Source organism: Pseudoalteromonas sp. CO342X (assembly GCF_004208915.1).
In the GTDB taxonomy this organism is placed as follows: Bacteria; Pseudomonadota; Gammaproteobacteria; order Enterobacterales; family Alteromonadaceae; genus Pseudoalteromonas; species Pseudoalteromonas maricaloris.
The window spans coordinates 189,498-207,635 of the sequence record NZ_SGPH01000013.1 but is presented as its reverse complement, the minus strand read 5'-3'; the positions used below and the strand labels follow the sequence as shown (position 1 = coordinate 207,635).

The window sequence follows — 18,138 nt, the reverse complement described above, 5'->3', positions numbered from 1 at the left end:
GAAAATTTAGTGATTTCAAGTGTGGGGCAATTCTTAGAGCTGATAGCAGACCGCGATATCGATTTTTGGTACCGAGGTGTTGGTGATCTCAACTTCAAACCCAGTTCACAAGTTGAATGGCGTGGGCTAGATAAGACGAAAGAAGACACTGTTGCATACAGGTTTCTCCGTGATTATGGCAAATACTCCGAAACAGAGAGCCACAACCCATGGAAAGTTTACGCTCTAATGCAGCACCATGGTCTGCCAACTAGGCTACTAGACTGGTCACGTTCGCCTCTGGTCGCGTTGTTCTTCGCCGTTACCCAAGAACCTCTATCTGAAAAAGGTCAAAGGGCAATATGGGTTCTTGATCCACACGCCCTAAATAAATTAGTGACAGGATTGAATTTGATATATTGCCCTTCGCAAATGGGCAACAGAAGAGTTTTTAACGCTCATGAAGCAGGAAACCCTGACTATATCGCTGAAGGAGGCTTGTTATGGTCTAACTTTGCAAAAAGTGATGACGAAACAACTGATATTGAATCGTACTCTTTAGATGAGTATTTACCATATCCCCTCTTTTTGCTTTCACCATCAAATTCTTTAAAGTCATTTACTTGGGAATATCCGCTGGCAATTGAAGCTAGCTCTTTAGATGGCAGAATGGATTTGCAGCACAGTGCATTTACGATTCATGGCAACAATAATGAACCATTAGATACATTTTTAAAAAGACACAACCGAAGCGATATTTTGAAATGTATACATATTGAAAAAGGGGCTGAACACGCAATCCTAGCTCAGCTAAGCAAATGCGGAATCAATAGAGAAAGCATTTTTCGTGATTTGGACTCCCTGTGTAAAAGAATTGTGTCTGATGTTTTATCTCAAAAATAAACTTACAGAAAAGCTGTCTCGTTTACCGTGTCTAGTTATACTTTCTCGATTTGGCTGATAGTGACGCTACCAATAAGCCAACGGAAAGTAGACCACAGAGTGACAAGATAGCCCCAATGAGATTTAAAACCTCACTTTCCTGTTTTATATCAACAACTTTAATGTTTGTAAAAGACTGAACGGTGTAGAGTAAAGAATTTGAAATATCTGAATATGTTGAGGATTGGTTGCAGGAATAATTTATCAAAGCAAAAGTAATAAGAATAAAGGTAACTGACTTTATAATGTTAAATGGGCGCTCACCATATCCCCAGTAGAGCTCTTGCAAATACATCCATGAAGACCCTAGTAAGGATAACAATTCAGTTTTAAAATTCCTCTTACTATCAAAATAAATAAAGCTATGCCATAAGCTTGCCCTTTTTGCTTTCTGTTCTAAAAAGAAGTGCTCTCCTGCAATATCAGGATATCCCAGCCGCGAATAGGCTATTTTCGCATCGTGATGAAAAGCTTTTTTTAAAGTTTGGGAGAATTTGACAATGCTAGAGTATTCTATTTGACAATCTGTTAACTCAGACGCACTTAATGCAAACTTTTCCTCCTTAACCCTACATTTAAACAAAAAAGACTCTTTTTTAATTTCAGTTTCCCCATATTCAAAACTACAGTTAGCTAACTTGCCGTCAGATACAGCTATTTCTGCAACAGACTGATAGAAAGTTGCGGCATGTAAATCACCAACCACTTTAAAGTTACGAAGAGTACAAAACAGGAGTTGCTGATAGCTGGTAATCACTGGTGATGCTAAGACTAGGTTGTCTAAGTTTGTAAACTCTAAGTTTTTAAGACCTATTAGTCCTTGCTCCACAGCCACACCTTTCCCACCAAGCTTTAATAGCTCAAGCCTAGGAGGACTGGCCGCTTCCCCAGCCATTAACGACTCCATCGATATATCCGGCATGTACCGTGGAATATTTAGCGTAATATTAGAGCTACTATTTGTATAATCAGCCTCTGCTGATGTACGATTTCGAGGAGTAAAATGAAAAATTATATCTTCAATATCGGAGATTTTTTCATTAATAGCCCAGTCAAAATAACTAAAAAATGAGGTCTTACTCTGTATTTTTTTACCCTCAGGCTCATGTATTAAATCAGAATCTACGATAAAGCGGTGCAATACCTTTTTGACTCCAAAAGGATAGTTTTCCTCATATTCAATATAATTTATTCGCTGCCCATAGTATCTGACAAACCTCGCAGGACCATGATAAAGCAAGCTTTCTATTGATATTGATTGGTCTAAAAGCCAGTTATTAAATTTTGGAAGACTATTTTCTAGAAACTGAACAATTCTTGGGTAATCATTTAGTCGCCGCCATTCGTTAAACTGTTCATCATCCCAAAACATCCACTCATGTGGGTCCAGCTCTATAAATTCTTCAGGTTTTTTGTTTTTATCTTCGTTCAAAATCACTTCAAACATACCCCTGTATTAGCCTTCCCATAATAATGGCACATTTGAGGATTGTTGAATCCACAGCGGTTTATATCTAGTATAATTTTGCTCGGAGGGTTTTCTTGAAGTTGATCTTGTGTAAAACAAGTCATCCTTACAACTTTCTTGAGCTCTTCAGCTGCTCTAAGGCCATGTTTTAGGCCATATCTTTCGTGATCATTCGTGTAAGCACTCAGAAACCAAGTTTTACAATCTTTTGGAGCATTTGCTTTATGAAGAGAGTTTAGGAGTAAGCGATTATCTTTAAGAATATAGTCACGAGCCGTGTCAATGCTTGTGTAGTGATACAGAAACCCATCACCTGAATCGGTATCTCTGAAGTTTTGCATCATCGATATCCTTTACTAGCCAATTTCACTATGTATTACGCACAATAATACAAAGATTTTAACTTAGGCAATTAAAAAATTTTTTTATCCCATTCACATACCCGCGCTTATAGATCTCGTTTCCCTTAGCATCTTTTACTTGACCTGTAGGCATAACCTCCCAGCCTTGCTTGTTAAAAAACGCATCAGAAATTGCGTCTTTAATGGCTTCAACTTCCAGCGGTACCAATTGTTTGTTTTCAAGTGTGGTGTTGGTTTTATCGCCTTTGGTTCTGTCTATAAACAAGTCTGAGTTGGCTTTTAATGTGTTGAGCTGGTCACGGTATTTGTTGCGTTCGGCAATCAATGACCCTACTACGGCTCTAATCACTGGGTCATCGATAGCATCCAGAATATGTTGGTCGTTGCTGTTCAATAGCTGTTTTTGGCGCACTGAGAGCGGCTTTTTACACGTTGTGCCTGCATAGGCTGCCCAAGCCTCAATTAATTGCTGAAAATGCTTACCTGTGCGATTACGGATGGTTTGTGTTGATGGGCCGCCTTGCTCTTTAGACAGCCGCCCGATCGTTGCCATAGAAAAGTCGAGAGGCGTTATTCTACTTTGTTGCTCAAGCACTGCATTCAGTACCGTTAAAGCATTGGCGGTTCTTGCGGTGGCGCTTGCGCATAGCTCTTGCAGCACTAGGGTTGGGTCAACTGGATTAGCCATTTTTCTTCACTCCTAAAGTGGCTGTTGCCATGCTTGCTAATGTTCTGATGCTAATGCCTGTGTTACTTTCAATCGCTTGTACACCTTGCTCGAGCAGGCCTGCGTCTTTCAAGTAAGCTTCAGTATCAAGGTAAGTTGAAAGCATTGTCATGGCTTTGCTTTTGTCTGGCTCTTTAGTGGCATTTAGCATGGCATTGACCATCACATTACCAAGCTTAAGCTGCGCTTCGTCGTCGAGCTGCATCAGGATTGGTTGGTAGCCCATGCGCATTAGCATGGTGTTTAGCATGTTTGATCTGTGATTAATGGCCGTGGTTTTCTTTAAGTCATCTTTTAAGTCTGCAAATACCTCTGCGTCATCGCAGATTTGGATCAGCTGCCTAAACTCAGATTTCGTGTCTAAAAAGCTAAAGAATGGTGATATGTCTTGTGCCGAGCCAAGCGCAATTACTTTGTCTTTGCAGTCGTGTTCTTCCCGATTTTGTTCAATACTTAGTACCCTACGGATCACCTGAAAACACGCTACTAAGTCTTTGCAGTATTCATCGGCTTCGGACTTTTGTCGCTCAATACGCCGGTCTATGCTGTTTAGCTGGTCGCGCTTGCTAAAAGGGGTGCCATTAACTTCACAGAAATACTCTTCATCCAATAAGCTCGCCTGCTCGCCCTCGAGTTCCGCAGCAATTTTTGCAGCTTCTGTGGCGTGATAACTTAGGTTGTTAAAGTGAGCCGTAAGCGATTGAATATAGCGGATGCTGGTAATAAACCAACGACAGCGAATACAGTTCTCAATGCCATGGGGTACTGGCGCGTGTAGATCCGCTTGGTTTCGATTCGCTTTTTTGAGTTTATCGCCGCCATTCCAACACCCAGCAATAGAAGCATGTTCAACCAAGGGCGAGGTGTTACCTCCCGCTAAACAAATGCCTATCGACTTTTCTTGCCACCCAGCAGGGTTGCGCACTCTCAATGCAGTTTGTAGCGATTCAATATCTTTAAACGCCGCTTGCAGGCCGATTTCTTCAATGGATTTATTGGCTAGGAATGACTGTAAACTATCGTCTTCTTTGTCGATTATTTTGCCTTCGGCCTCGCACATTTTCTTGGCCATCATCACTGGCGTGAGCTTGGTGTAGTGCAAAGTCATGATCAAACGACTGTGGCCAACCAACAGCTTTGACAATATTGGTGTGGGTATTTCCCCCTCAATGGCGTAGCAAGTGATCAAAGAAACGCGTAATGCATGCAACGGGAATAGCGGCCTTCTGGCATTTTTAGGGTAAACAAAATGCACTTTGGCACCATCTCTTAAAGTATGCTCTTTTTTCGCCACATCGTGCTCGAGTTGGGCAAGCAAAGCCACCCATAGCGCGTTAACATAACCATCTGTAATTGGCATGCGCCGTTCGCGCTTACGATACGCAGCGGCATTGCGAAACAAAAAGCAAATATCACCAATTTCACTGCGCTGAATTTTGGTCTTCGTGCTGCCAAAGTGTTTGTAATCTAAGTCATAAATAGAAGTTGGCTTGTTGATTGGATTGTACTTTTCTTGCCAGTTTCTGAGCTTTTCTAGCCAATACAACACCTCTTCGTGTTGCCATGGGATCACGTATCCCCGAGTTATTTCGTCTTTGTTTCTATCTGCGGTTTTATTGGTGTTTATGTACATGCCCGTCATCACATCGCCAATATCTGGTGTAATAATGCGGTGGAATACCCCTTTTTGCCATGGGCGCTTATCGCTGCCTTCAGCAAAAGGGTGTTGCTCATTCATTTGCCACTCGCCATTGCTGTAACGCCATGTATCAGCCTCACCCGAGTCCAGCATTCGCACTTGAAAGGTTCGCAAAGGTAATTGCAATTTAAGATACAAAGCCATCGCACGAACAGGCGACCAAATTAAGTAAATGCTGTCACCCTTTTCTAGGGTTCTTAGTGCACCATCTATTCTTATCTGACGCTGTTTATCTAGCGTGTGTTTTTGCCAAACACAATCGGGGTCTGCTTTGTCTATCACCGATTCATCAACCAAAATCCAGTCTTTTAAAAAGCGAGCGTTGGTGAAGAAGATCTCACTGTAGTCGATGGCCCACTTCCATTGCTTAAAGTGACCCCGAGGCACGGGGCATAATATGCTGCGCAGTTGCTTAATATAAGCGTAGGGTAAAGCGTTGTAGACAGTCTCCTGCCTTCTTACAGGGCTTTGCTCTTTATCAAAGGGGTTTTGAAATAGCGGCACAGGATCGCCATTATCATCTGGCTCTGAGTAGTAGGTATCAATTATCCAATCAATAAAGCGGCATACATCGTTGTTTTGCCTAACACGGTAGCCTTCGTTCAGCTCAAACGACATAAGAAATTTGTTGTAGTCTTGATCTGCCAGTGTAAAAAGCTCAATGGGGTCGATAATAAATCGCGGTACCAAGTATTCGTCTAAAAAGCGTGAAATAGCTGCGCGTGAGTGGTCAATGCCGTATTGCTTTTGTTCAAGCCAAGCAGAGGCCAACTCCCGCCATGTTTCCCAACCTGAGCCGTTTTTCTTGATAAACCAATTGAACTCATAATCCTGTGTTTTCATGGTTTATATCTCCTTAATTTAGGGTACTTACCACTAAATAGCCCATCAGGATCTATATCTTCAAAGCCCGACTCCATAACGTTTTGCCAGCTCACGCTGACGTCTTCTTTAAACTCAGCATAGTGTTGGCCATCAAGGTTTTTTGATGCTCTTTCACATGCCAAAGTAACATCTCTAATACTGGGCTGGGTATAAACGGCTTGTGATAACAACGAAGCATGGTGGAGTGCCTTTTTGATCAGTCGTGGATCGATACCTGCACTCGACATGCGTCTGCCATAAGCATGACGATGGGCATGTGGGGTTCGTCCTTCAGGTTTTGATACGACAAGGTTGATACGAGCCATGGCCGCTATATAACTTTGGTTAAACGCATTTAGGGTGAGCGATTGACCTTCATGTGTTTGTGAAAACGACACAAATGCGTAAGGGTGCATTCTTGGCAACGGTAATAGATAAAGTAAGTATTGCTGCCACAACTTGGCAAATAGCTCACCGTAAAAGGCTGGAAACCAGTGTAGTTGAATGTAGTTTTCGTCATCATCAACCACTTTGGTTTTCCAGCCAACTCGAGCGGTACCCGTCATGCGGTTACGAGAAATTAAGTTAAAGTTCTCAGACAAATACGCTGCGCGTGTTTTTTGTCGTTTGCGGCCAGTCCAGTTATTTGGTGCTCTGCCATCTTCGGGGTGGTACAAACGTACTATCACACCGTTTGGGTTTTCTGGGTCGTAAAACACATCATCCACCCAAAGGTGTAAAGCATCACTTTCTCGTACACCGGTGCCATGCATCAGCAACACAATAAGCTGATCACGCAGTGCCACGCGCTTATCTCTGGCTTTGCCTAAACCTTGAATAAAAAAGGGTTTAAAGAGCTTTTCTGGAAATGAAATGGCATCACCATCAACCTTTAGCACATCCTTTTTACCACGTACCTTGCGTACGGTTTTAAGCACACTGGGTAAAGGGTTACTTTTGATATGACCTAAAAAGTTGTACTGGTTACGTTTGTACCACGCCGCATAGTTAAGGCGTTCTTGATGAGAGCTGGCTTGTTCAAATGGATTTAAGCTGGTTGTATTTCTGTTATTGGCGAGCCAATCCGTTAAGCCATTTAGCGCAGATAAAAGTTGATTTACGTTTGCTGTAGAGCGAGGTAACCAATATAAACCCGATGGATCATTCCCTTCTGGGCTAATGGTACCCAACGATAAACGCATTACAAATGATTGAAATAACTTACTGGCGTCTGAAAATAATCCTGTGTTGGCTTCCATGTACTCGAGCAACAATTGGCAAGCAAACGTAATGCGATTCATCCATGGCAAACTTTTAATGTGCGACTGACTTATAACGTAATCAAATAAGGGATCGAATACACCATATTCACTAAGCAACACAGGTACTTCAATCAATAATCCTGAATTATCTGTTTTAACTTGCGCAAGAACTTTGACTAACACGGTAACTAAACCAATTAGTACGAATGAGTTTTAGTAGATTAGTATATGAAATGCTATTGATCTAATGAGCTGAGATCTAGTTTATTACTTTAGAAAGATAGGAATTAGTATGTTTTAGTATACTTTTGAGTGCTATTAATAAGACTTACACTTCAAACAACAAATATGGAGGTTTGGGTGGCAGTCTTACCAGCCACATCCCGGCACACAAGTCATACGCTGTGGCTGCTTCGTTCCCGACCTGACCAGATTCACGTACTATTGTTGCGAGAGGACCAATAAGACTACCATTGAGGGCCTTGTTTGGCGCGGGAAGAATTATCTCGAAGATTGCAGGGGGATGCAAGGGAAAAGTCAAAAAGCTTGGCTAACTGAGTGATGTTTAAACAGTTTGCCAAGCTTTTGTGGATTTTATGAGGCTATGTGCTTATTTGTTCAACGCAATTTTGATTTCTTCTAGACGCTTTTTCACTTTCTTCATGTTTTCAGGGCCCATTCTTAAAAACTGTTTTTGCGCCGGAGAAAGTTGCTCCCATTCTGCATAAGCATATTTATAGGTAACTGAGTCTTTTACCAAAGGCAATGCGGTGTCTGGAATGGGTGTTGCCAACAACTCGTCGATTGCATCAGTTAACGTGCCGTTGAATGCATCTCCTTCGTAGCCTATTTCTTCGTATGCTTCTTCAAATAATGGTTTGTATTGGTCGTATAGTCTAACCACTTGCGCGGTACTCATGGTGTCGAACATGGCGACATAAGGTGTGTAACGCTCGTAGCTGTTAGGATCGGTAATAATAATGTCGTCATCAATTACGCTAAAGCCATCTTGCGGCTTCACCACTGGTGCGTGGTTTTCTGCCACTTTACCCTTTGCTAGGTTATCTACATAAACTACCGTGCGGCGGATCACGTCATCGTCTGCCAGCAATTTTACCGCTTGATTAGAAAGATAATTCGATACCGCTTCTTTAATTTCTGTATCACTTTGTGAAAGCGGTGGTAGTGTTACTTCAGGTTCAACCGGTTCTACTTGCTCTGGCTCGATTTGCTCTCGTTGCGGTGGCAAGGTGACTTCAGGTTCAACCACTTGCTCAGGTGGTGTTTCTCTTGCGGTATTGACCTGTGGCGTTTCTGATTGTTCAGGCACAACAATATCTTGCTTTACCTTTTGGTTTTCCGTCGATGGGGTGTCTTTTTGTGCTAGCACAAATACAGCCACAATAATCAACGCTAGTACAACTACCGCGGCAAATAACAACTGGCTGTTAGAAGGTCTTTTATTACCTTCTTGATGATTCTCTGACATGGGGACTCCCTCTTCGTCATTGTTGATACGCGTTAATGTAAAACTATCACCAAATACTTGACTAATAACTTAATGCGCGCTGAAACCCTAAAAAAATGCGTTGTGGTGCAAACTCTGGCTACACCTTGTTCAAACATTTGATCTTAATAAAAATACTTGAGCACCGAACTTAAGTTCAGTACATTGAAGTTAAGCTAAATTGCCACTTTATTAAATACAAAATCGCGCCAATTAGCGACTAAATTAAACCGCTAGTTTGTTAAAATTTGTTTGTGCCACCATAGCGCTTTAGTGCTTAAATTTCAAAATAATAGCCTAATATGTTGCGCGGGTATGTGCACTCAGACAACTTGGGTTTTAGCTAGGTTCAACTAGAATAAATAATACAACCTATAAGCGGCTTAAGGGCAGAGTGGCACTTTACTACTAAAAATAACGCATTTACTGGAGTTATCAACTCTTTGCACCTAAAGCATTACAACATCAACAAAGATAAATAACGCATAAAAAGACCAAATTTAAATTAAGCAAATTTAACAGCAGGATGGCCTCTTTTGAGAAAGCACAGAACGAGTGATAAAAAAATTGCCTTACTACTGACTGGAGGTGGCGCAAGAGCCGCTTATCAAGTTGGGGTATTAAAGGCGCTTGCGCAAAGTATGCCTCGTACTTCTCCCCTCCCCTTTGAAATCATTACTGGTACCTCTGCCGGTGCAATAAACTCGGCGGGGATTGCCTGTTACGCATCTTGTTTTCACCTTGCGGTGAAAAAAGTGGAATATATTTGGAAGAACTTTAGCACCGACATGGTGTACAAAAGCTCGTTTACTGGTGCATACGGCCATTTATTTGCCAATATGATGCGCAGCTTTCAAGCGCAATACCTTAATCAGCCACCAGCCAGCTTGTTAAATAACTCGCCGCTTCGAAAGCTGCTGGCCAATGTGCTTGATTTAAATCGCATCGATCACAATCTACACCGCCATTATCTTGATGCCATCGCGATTACGGTTTCGAGCTATTCTACTGGTAAATCAGTGGCGTTTTATCAGGCGAACAATGCTGAACCTTGGCAGCGCTCAAAGCGCGAAGGTGTTCCGGGCACAATTTCGCTCGACTTACTCATGGCAAGTTCGGCTATACCTATGGTGTTTCCAAGCGTGCGCGTTAAGCATCATTACTATGGTGATGGCTCTATCCACCAGCTCTCTCCGCTTAGCCCTGCCATTCATTTAGGTGCGGATAAAATCTTTGTGATTGGTGTTGAGCAGCCTAAACTACCACAGCCGCTCGGTTATGAACCGCATTTTCCGGGAATGTCTGTGGTCGCCGGTCACCTGCTAGACAGTGTGTTTAGCGATACCTTAAATTCAGACATCGAACGGCTCGACCGCGTCAACCGTACGGTAAGCTTGCTACCGGCCAGAGAAAAGCACAAAGAGCTTAGGCGAGTAGATCATATGCTTATCAAGCCAACGGTTAATTTTAATGAAGTCGCAGATCATTATTACGAAGATATGCCATTGGCAATCAAGCTGTTACTCAGAACCATGGGGGTTAAAAAACATTCTCCGTCGAGTTTAACGAGTTACTTGCTGTTTGAGCGTACTTATACACAAAAACTTATTGAGCTTGGATTTGAAGACGGCATGAACCGCTTGGACGAAATGAGAGAGTTTTTGGAACTCAAATAAGATTTACAATAATAAAAATAGGTAGTGAAAAAGATGTATAAACCTACTATAAGTGCACTTCTGCTTATCGCACTTGGGTCAATTTCATTTAGCGCACACAGCCACACGTTCGACGTTGTTCAAACCATCCAAAATAACACCGCTGGGTTTAGCGGCTTAGATAATCCAAGGCAGCTGCGTTTTAATCGCCAAGGTACGCAGGCCGTTGCAGTAAGTGGCGACGATAACGCAGTGGTTACATTTACGCTTGATGCACATAAGCAGCTAGTCCAAGATCAACTCTTTCAATCGAGCGACGCGCATCCACTTTTACTGACTGGCGCATCCGATGCGGTATTCGTAAATAGCAACCTCATTCTTAACACTAGCTTTTACGATGGTGCATTAAATGTGTTTGCAAAAGATAAAACGGGTAAGTTTAACCTTGTGCAAACATTTTCTGACGAAGTGTCTTACAAAGTGGTGTTTGATCCAACCAAAAATGCCTCAGCTCATGACACCCTTAGCTTGTTTGCACCTTGGAAAATTAGCTTAAGTGGCGACAAGCGCTATGCATTTATCCCAAGTTATAAAAGCAATACGGTCACTGCTTTTAGGATCACTCCTACAAACAGCGTGACTTGGCTCGGCCCTATTGATAGCGCTGAGCAAACTGACATGGGTGGGCCTGTGGATGTGCTAGTAAGTAAAGAGGCTAACGCGCTTATCGTTGCAGGTTATGAAGGTGATGTCATTACGCTGTGGCAACAGACAAAAGGTACTTATACTGTTAAGCAGCGCATCGTTAAAAACGACACTAACCTGCTCGCACTCAGTAAACCACAAGCCTTGGTTGCTAGCTCAGATTTCACTGTTTTTTATGTTGCAGCGGCGGGCAGTAACAGCATTTTAGCCTTTGAGCGTCAACAAAATGGTCAATATCATTTGCTCCAAACCATTGATGCAAACCAAGTTGGCAAGCCACTTAACGGTGTCTCCACCTTGTTACTTGCTGCTGATGGCAAAAGGTTGTTCGCAGCCTCTGAGAGTAGCTCTGGTATTGCAGAGTTTAGCGTTACCGCAACGGGCAAACTTACATATATCGCAACTTTTGATGATTTGACCAATCCCTTAGCCAATATATCGGCCTTGGCTTTTGTGACAGACGCAAATCACTTAGCCGTATCTCTTGCAAAACAAGATACCATCAAAATACTCAAAATAAGGAAGTAGTAACGCATGTGGCCAACTGATAAACCACTGATAGGACACCATGTCACCCTTGAACCATTATCAACAACACATATTAATGCGCTGCAACAGGCAGTAAAAGATGGTGAAGCTTGGAAGCTTTGGTATGCCAATGTCCCCACCCCAGACGATATGGAACGCTATGTTAACACTGCGATAAGCCAAGGATCTGAAGGCAACCTTGCGTATGCGGTAAGGCTAAATAGCAGCAACGAAATCGTGGGAACCACCCGCTATTACAATGTAGATATAGCCAATCGCCGTGCCATGCTAGGCTATACATGGTACAGCGATAAAGTACGTCGAACAGCGGTTAACACGGAGTGTAAGTTTTTGCTGTTACAGCAACTTTTTGAAGATTTTGACGCCATTGCCGTTGAATTTAGAACCCACTTTTTTAATCATGCCTCTCGCAATGCGATTGAGCGGCTTGGCGCCAAACTCGATGGTATCTTGCGCAGCCACCAGATCGGTAGAAACGGCGAGCTAAGAGACACCGTTGTGTATTCGATTATCGCCTCAGAATGGCCCACCGTTAAGCAGCATTTATTGAGCAAGCTCGACAGGTAGTAAAAGCATAAAAGATCGCAGGGTAAATCTGCTCCTACTTTGTGTTGTAGGAGACGCTTTACACGGCGATCTGTTAAAAAAGCATAATTTAAAAAACGTTATTACGGCAGGCCATCGAGTAAAAACTGCTCCGCACGTTCAACGCGGCGGGGTTTCCCCTTTAACAGCAAAACATCATTAACGCGTAAAACGGTTTGCTCATCTGGTTGAGCAATTTCTTCGCCGTCACGTCTTAACGCAGTAATATCAACGCGCTTAACGTTGAGCTCAAGCTCGGCAATTGACTTGTTAACGGCAAATGCATTGTCAGGCAAAGCAATGGCATGCAGATATTCTAACCGCTCGCCCGTGACTTCATGCAGATCACTGCTGTCTCCAGCAAAAAAACCATGTAAATACGGATAACGATTTTCTCGCTCTTTACTGACGCGACGAAAAATCCTGCGCATTGGCACGCCAGACATGTACAGCACATGAGAAACCAGCATCAAACTTGCTTCTAAAGTTTCTGGCACAACTTCTGCGACGCCCATGGCTTTTAATTGCTCCATGTAGCTGTCATCTTTCATGCGTACCAAGATCTTCACTTCATGGGTACGCCGACGAATGGCGTCAACAACCACCTGCGTCTGTTCAAAGTCATCGAAGGTAATAATTACCAAGCGCGCTTTATCAATATTTACTGACTTTAACAGCGTTTTTTGTGCCGCATGACCAAATAACACGGGCTCACCCGCAATTTGTGCGTCTTGTACAATTTGCGGGTTGCGCTCTACCGCAATATAAGGAATAGCCTCTGGACGTAAAAATCGTGCGATAGTTTGACCAACACGCGCATAACCAAAAATCACAACATGATTTTTTAAATCAGCCGCGTTATAACCACTCGGAGCTTCGGGTTGCCAGTCTTTTTCTATTCCCAAGATATTGAGAATAAGCGCGGTTTTACTAATAAGATAAGGCGTTAACGCCATAGACAACACGCCAAGCGTAATCAAGAAGGACACTTCATTTTTGTCTAATAACTGATGTTTACTGGCAAGAGCAACTAATACAAAGCCAAATTCACCCATTTGCCAGATCAAAATACCAGCACCCCATGCGTCTTTTTTACGCTCTCCCATTAACTGCGCAACGCCAACGATTATCAACACTTTGATCACAAGCACCGCGGCAAGTGCTGCAACAATATAAATAAACTGGTCGAGCACATAAGGAATATTTAGCTGCATACCCACGGTGACAAAAAAGAGTCCCATTAGAATATCTCGAAATGGTCTAATTTCTGCCTCAAGCTGATGCCGATATTGGCTTTCCCCTAACATCATGCCCGCTAAAAATGCGCCGAGCGCCATTGAAAGCCCGAATGCATAAGTGAGCGAGCCCGCGCACAGGGCAACAACCAAGGTAGATAAAACAAAAAGCTCATCTGTTCTTACCAATGCGATTTCGTTAAATATTCTAGGTAGTAACCACTTACCTATTGCCCATAAAACCAGACACACCACCGCACCCTTAGCAAATGCAAAAAGTAGCGCTGATGCCAGCTCTGAATTACTCGCAGAGGAAATAAGCGGAAATGCGATGAGCAGCGGCACAACGGCAATATCTTGGAATAACAACATACCAATACCGAGCTGACCATGACGTGTGTTGAGCATCCCCAGCTCTTTTAACAGCTTAACCACAACCGCCGTAGAAGAAAGTGCGATGAGGCTCGCAATCACAAATGCCCCTACCCACTCATATTGCACAAAACGCAACACTAACATACCGATGATCGTGGTCACAATGACCTGCAAACTCCCTAAACCGAATACTACGTTTCGCATTGCCATTAATTTTGGCACGGAAAATTCAAGCCCTAAACTGAACAGTAAAAACACAATCCCAAGCTCGGCCATAAAGTGAATTTCTTGGCTGTCACTCATCCATCCAATGCCGTGACTGCCCGCAATGACTCCAGTGAGCAAATAAGCCAGAATAGGCGGCAAGCCAATCCGCTTAAAGGACCAGACTAAAATTACAGCACATAACAGCAAGGCAAAAACCTGCGCGAAGATACTTTGCAATCTGCCTCCTGAGCGAAAAAATTGACGGGGAATAAAGGTGGATTTCTTTTTTCTTTCTCTTAAATATAGCAAGCGTTTGTTTTTAAGCCAGTTTAAATTTTTGGCACAAAGTTCGCATATTAATCATGTATTGTTGTATTTAAGGGGAAGAAATATGGAAAATGTCCATATTTTGACACAAAGATTGCCGACCAGAGGCGATTACTTGCCGTTCAATTCTGAACAGTATAGTACGCAAGGCGGTGAACACTACGCGCGATTAGTCGACAAACTTCAGACAACACTCAACATTGAAGAGCTGTTGACTATTTACGCGGAGCATGTGGCAAGAATTTCAAAAATTTCGGGACTCCAGTTCCATTGTAGCCTTGGCGTCTTTCAGATGAAGGACAGCGATAGCCAATTTCCAGCTAGTACGTTTGATCTTGAGCTCGAAAAAGAACACTTAGGCCAGCTGGTGTATTTCAGTGAGTTTCCATTTAGTGAAGCTATCAAGGCAAAATTGTCAAAATTACACGCCTGTTTAATTTACCCAATGCGTAACGCTTTGATGTATAACCGCGTGTTGCAATTAGCAACCAAGGACTCACTAACTGGACTTTACAATCGCAGCCAGTTTGCAGACAACTTAGAAGAAAAGCTTGAACGATGCCGTCGTCAACATCGTAATTTTAGCCTAATGCTTTTAGATTTAGACAACTTTAAGCAGGTGAATGATGTTCATGGCCATAAAGCCGGTGATGAAGTGTTGGTTGAGTTTTCACGTATTTTGCAAACCTCAACGCGCGCAACTGATTCGGTATTTAGATTCGGTGGTGATGAGTTCGCCATCTTAATTGACGACCCTGCGTTTACAACCAACAAAGTTATCGCAGAAAGAATTATGGAAGCCGTAAGAAAGTCGAGTATGTTGGCTAAATACACGGTGACCACAAGCATTGGCTTTACGCTGGCATCGAGCCATGATACTGCCGACAATATATTTGCTCGTTCGGATAGCGGCTTATACCGCGCCAAAGCAGCCGGACGAAACTGCGCTCGCGCAGTATAAAAAAACCACTTCCCCTTTTGCTCAGTGTTATGCGTTAACGCTGAGCATCTTTTCCTAAGTATAGGTATGCCATCAGGGCAAGCGCCGCGCCGTTAAAAAATCCATTTATTACCCATGCAAGCGCAAGGAAATCGGGTAACTCTGAAAACATCACCGCAAGCATTGGCGCAAGTAAGCCAAGAATAAAATACATTCCGCCCTTACCATGCCAATACAATAGTAAAAACACAATACTGATAATGCCTGATGCCGAAGCAAATATTTGATTCAGCCACACCACTTCACTCGACATAAAGAGTACGATAAACACCACCGCAGTGAACACCACCGCATAAGGCGCTTTTTGCGCTAACTGTTGGCCAATTTTTTTACTTTCAGTCATCTTTTACTACCCAAATAATGCCATTATCCTCTGCGTGCTCGGCACTCACAAACAGTCCGTTCACCGCCACCGGTGTATCATTGTAATAAACAACCGCAATAGAATCACGCTCCCAGCTTGGAATATGTAAATCTTTTAGCCAATGTTTCAAGGTATTAGAACCTGGTTTGCCCTGTGGTTTGATTTTATCTTTAAGTCTGCCGTAACGAATGCTAACGATTTCGTCCGTGAAAGGTTTGCGGACCCCCTTGCCCGTTTGTAAAGCAACAGGTGTACTTTGCCCGCTGAGTTCGTTGAGGTTAACGGTCTCAATATCATGCTTTTGGCTATTTTCCGTTACCCAATAAAGTGCATCACGATAACGCCTCACTGCGCCTTGCTTAAAACGAATTTCAAGTTGACTGTCTTGGCGTGATGAAAACGCCTGTTGTACGATTTCATCCAACTGTTTTTGACTCGGCATCTCTATGCCCTGCTTTGATAACCACAGTCTGATGACATTATCTCTTCTTGCACAAGAGAGCCCTTGTAAAGCCGTGATATTTAGCGCCATCCGACAACGACACTTTTGCAAGTCTTCTTCACTGACCTCATCAATTATGGTTTGTTGGCGCTGTAAAATATCAATACTGCGCAGTGTGTTAGCGACAAAACCATTGAATCGAGAGGTAAGTAACGGGATCACCTGATTGCGTAAAAAGTTACGGTCAAACGCATCGTCGGCGTTGGACTCATCAGTAATATGCTCAAGACCAAACTGCCGTGCAAATGCTTCAATGTCACTGCGACTAACGGCAAGTAACGGACGAATACAATAGCGCCCAGATGCCAGCTGAGTTGTCGCTCTCATCGCTCCAAGCCCGAGTAATCCTGAGCCGCGCTTTAATCTCAGTAAGAAAGTTTCTACTTGGTCGTCGGCATGTTGTCCAAGCACGATTGCAAAACCTGTTTTGGCCGCATCATCTAAAGCTTGATAGCGAGCTTCGCGTGCTTGCGCTTCAAGGCTAGTGCGGGTTTTCCGAGTAATAGCAACCTGTTTTGCAACAAAGGGAACATTAAGTGTTTCACAAAGTGATTGGCAAAATTGCTGCCAGTGTGTAGCGTGCTGTGACAAGCCATGATTAACATAAACCGCTTGGAGTATAACGTTATGCTTGTTTGCATATTCTCGACAAAGATGGAGCAACACAACCGAATCCACACCACCAGATAAAGCAATGCACAACCCTTTGGCGTCAAGGCTGGAGCTCAATACCTTTAAACCTGACTCTACTTGTTGGTAAACCCGACTATTAATCATGTTTTCTACAATCAATAAAAAAAGCCGCTCAATAGCGGCTTTTTAACTTAAATTAGCATTGATATCAATACGAGCAGAAACCCGTATTAACAATAACCAAATGACATCAGGCGCTTATAACGCTGATCTAACATCTCTTCGGTGCTTAGCGCTTCAAGATCAGCCAAGTCACGTTTAAGCTGCACTTTCAGGTTTTTCGCCATCGCATCGTAATTGCGGTGTGCGCCACCTAGCGGCTCTTCAATGATGTTATTGATAAGGTCCAGCTCTTTTACGCGAGAGGCTGATACACCCATTGCTTCTGCTGCAAGTGAAGCTTTGTCTGCACTCTTCCAAAGAATAGAAGCACACCCTTCAGGTGAAATTACAGAATACGTGCTATATTGCAGCATGTTTACTCTGTCACCTACCCCGATAGCCAATGCGCCACCAGAACCGCCTTCACCGATCACGGTACAAATGGTTGGTACTTTGAGCGCTGCCATCACTTTAAGGTTACGTGCAATCGCTTCACTTTGACCGCGCTCCTCAGCGCCTACGCCCGGATAAGCTCCCGGAGTGTCGATAAAGGTGATGATTGGCATCTTAAAGCGTTCAGCCATTTCCATTAAACGCAATGCTTTACGATAACCTTCTGGCTTTGGCATACCAAAGTTACGTTTGATTTTTTCAGCGGTATCACGACCTTTTTGCTGACCGATAATCATTACTGGCTTGTCGTCAAGACGCGCAACACCACCAAGAATAGCCGGATCGTTAGCAAAAGTACGGTCGCCCGCAAACTCGTCAAACTCGGTAAAAATGCGTTCAATATAATCGCGAGTATATGGACGAAGCGGATGACGCGCTAATTGAGACACTTGCCAAGCGCCTAAACCGTCGAAAATTTTCTTTGTTTGCTCAACATTTTTGTCTTTTAAGCGGCTGATCTCTTCTTCAAGGCTAAGATCTAAATCGCCAGAGCGGCTAACGTTTTGTAATTCTTTGATCTTTGCTTCCAATTCAGCGATTGGAAGTTCAAATTCAAGATAATTGAGGCTCATGCTC

The 18,138-nt window shown here is 43.1% G+C and carries 15 protein-coding genes and 1 other RNA gene; 5 read left to right on the top strand and 11 right to left on the bottom strand.

Going from position 1 to position 18,138, the window contains the following annotated elements; genetic code table 11:
* The first annotated feature begins 9 nt into the window (after positions 1 to 9).
* Positions 10 to 882 (top strand): FRG domain-containing protein, encoded by an 873-nt coding sequence (locus EXT47_RS05590; protein WP_165383795.1) that lies wholly within the window; start codon positions 10 to 12, stop codon positions 880 to 882.
* Positions 883 to 913: 31 nt separating this feature from the next.
* Here the strand turns inward: EXT47_RS05590 and EXT47_RS05585 are convergent, their stop codons facing one another.
* From EXT47_RS05585 to EXT47_RS05555, 7 genes are all read right to left on the bottom strand, one after another.
* Positions 914 to 2,368 carry a hypothetical protein gene (locus tag EXT47_RS05585; RefSeq protein WP_205991250.1) on the bottom strand — a complete coding sequence of 485 codons (1,455 nt, stop codon included), beginning with the start codon at positions 2,366 to 2,368 and terminating at the stop codon, positions 914 to 916.
* On the bottom strand, positions 2,356 to 2,733 hold the full coding sequence (locus tag EXT47_RS05580; RefSeq protein ID WP_130126056.1) for a hypothetical protein: 378 nt from the start codon (positions 2,731 to 2,733) through the stop codon (positions 2,356 to 2,358). Before EXT47_RS05580 ends, EXT47_RS05585 begins: the two co-directional genes overlap by 13 nt.
* 55 nt (positions 2,734 to 2,788) lie before the next feature.
* Positions 2,789 to 3,439, bottom strand: coding sequence for a gamma-mobile-trio protein GmtX (gene gmtX / locus EXT47_RS05575; protein ID WP_130126055.1), 651 nt, complete (start codon positions 3,437 to 3,439; stop codon positions 2,789 to 2,791).
* Positions 3,432 to 6,020, bottom strand: coding sequence for an integrase family protein (locus EXT47_RS05570; RefSeq protein ID WP_130126054.1), 2,589 nt, complete (start codon positions 6,018 to 6,020; stop codon positions 3,432 to 3,434). Before EXT47_RS05570 ends, gmtX begins: the two co-directional genes overlap by 8 nt.
* Complete coding sequence (gene gmtY, locus EXT47_RS05565) at positions 6,017 to 7,486, bottom strand: gamma-mobile-trio recombinase GmtY (protein ID WP_130126053.1); 1,470 nt, start codon at positions 7,484 to 7,486, stop codon at positions 6,017 to 6,019. Before gmtY ends, EXT47_RS05570 begins: the two co-directional genes overlap by 4 nt.
* Before the next feature lie 184 nt (positions 7,487 to 7,670).
* Positions 7,671 to 7,767, bottom strand: an RNA gene (gene ffs, locus EXT47_RS05560) — signal recognition particle sRNA small type.
* A 146-nt stretch (positions 7,768 to 7,913) separates the two neighbouring features.
* Positions 7,914 to 8,792: a DUF3014 domain-containing protein gene (locus EXT47_RS05555; protein WP_130126052.1), complete on the bottom strand. Its 879-nt coding sequence runs from the start codon at positions 8,790 to 8,792 to the stop codon at positions 7,914 to 7,916.
* A 554-nt stretch (positions 8,793 to 9,346) separates the two neighbouring features.
* Here EXT47_RS05555 and EXT47_RS05550 point away from each other — a divergent pair.
* From EXT47_RS05550 to EXT47_RS05540, 3 genes are read left to right on the top strand one after another with little or no spacing between them, the layout of a single operon-like run.
* A complete protein-coding gene (locus EXT47_RS05550) occupies positions 9,347 to 10,486 on the top strand; it encodes a patatin-like phospholipase family protein (RefSeq protein WP_045964207.1) in 1,140 nt (379 codons plus the stop codon).
* A gap of 33 nt (positions 10,487 to 10,519) precedes the next feature.
* On the top strand, positions 10,520 to 11,698 hold the full coding sequence (locus tag EXT47_RS05545; protein WP_130126051.1) for a beta-propeller fold lactonase family protein: 1,179 nt from the start codon (positions 10,520 to 10,522) through the stop codon (positions 11,696 to 11,698).
* A gap of 6 nt (positions 11,699 to 11,704) precedes the next feature.
* The gene (locus tag EXT47_RS05540; RefSeq protein ID WP_130126050.1) at positions 11,705 to 12,286 is read left to right on the top strand and encodes a GNAT family N-acetyltransferase; all 582 of its coding nucleotides are present in this window, start codon (positions 11,705 to 11,707) and stop codon (positions 12,284 to 12,286) included.
* A 101-nt stretch (positions 12,287 to 12,387) separates the two neighbouring features.
* Here the strand turns inward: EXT47_RS05540 and EXT47_RS05535 are convergent, their stop codons facing one another.
* Positions 12,388 to 14,358 (bottom strand): monovalent cation:proton antiporter-2 (CPA2) family protein, encoded by a 1,971-nt coding sequence (locus tag EXT47_RS05535; RefSeq protein ID WP_130126049.1) that lies wholly within the window; start codon positions 14,356 to 14,358, stop codon positions 12,388 to 12,390.
* A 154-nt stretch (positions 14,359 to 14,512) separates the two neighbouring features.
* Between EXT47_RS05535 and EXT47_RS05530 the strand changes: the two genes are divergently transcribed.
* Positions 14,513 to 15,409 carry a GGDEF domain-containing protein gene (locus EXT47_RS05530; RefSeq protein WP_010371382.1) on the top strand — a complete coding sequence of 299 codons (897 nt, stop codon included), beginning with the start codon at positions 14,513 to 14,515 and terminating at the stop codon, positions 15,407 to 15,409.
* 34 nt (positions 15,410 to 15,443) lie between these two features.
* Here EXT47_RS05530 and EXT47_RS05525 read toward each other — a convergent pair whose 3' ends face one another.
* From EXT47_RS05525 to accA, 3 genes are all read right to left on the bottom strand, one after another.
* Positions 15,444 to 15,791 (bottom strand): hypothetical protein, encoded by a 348-nt coding sequence (locus EXT47_RS05525; RefSeq protein ID WP_039497156.1) that lies wholly within the window; start codon positions 15,789 to 15,791, stop codon positions 15,444 to 15,446.
* The gene (tilS, locus tag EXT47_RS05520; RefSeq protein ID WP_039497153.1) at positions 15,784 to 17,091 is read right to left on the bottom strand and encodes a tRNA lysidine(34) synthetase TilS; all 1,308 of its coding nucleotides are present in this window, start codon (positions 17,089 to 17,091) and stop codon (positions 15,784 to 15,786) included. Before tilS ends, EXT47_RS05525 begins: the two co-directional genes overlap by 8 nt.
* Positions 17,092 to 17,177: 86 nt before the next feature.
* Positions 17,178 to 18,134, bottom strand: coding sequence for an acetyl-CoA carboxylase carboxyl transferase subunit alpha (accA, locus tag EXT47_RS05515; RefSeq protein WP_010371368.1), 957 nt, complete (start codon positions 18,132 to 18,134; stop codon positions 17,178 to 17,180).
* Positions 18,135 to 18,138: the final 4 nt, after the last annotated feature.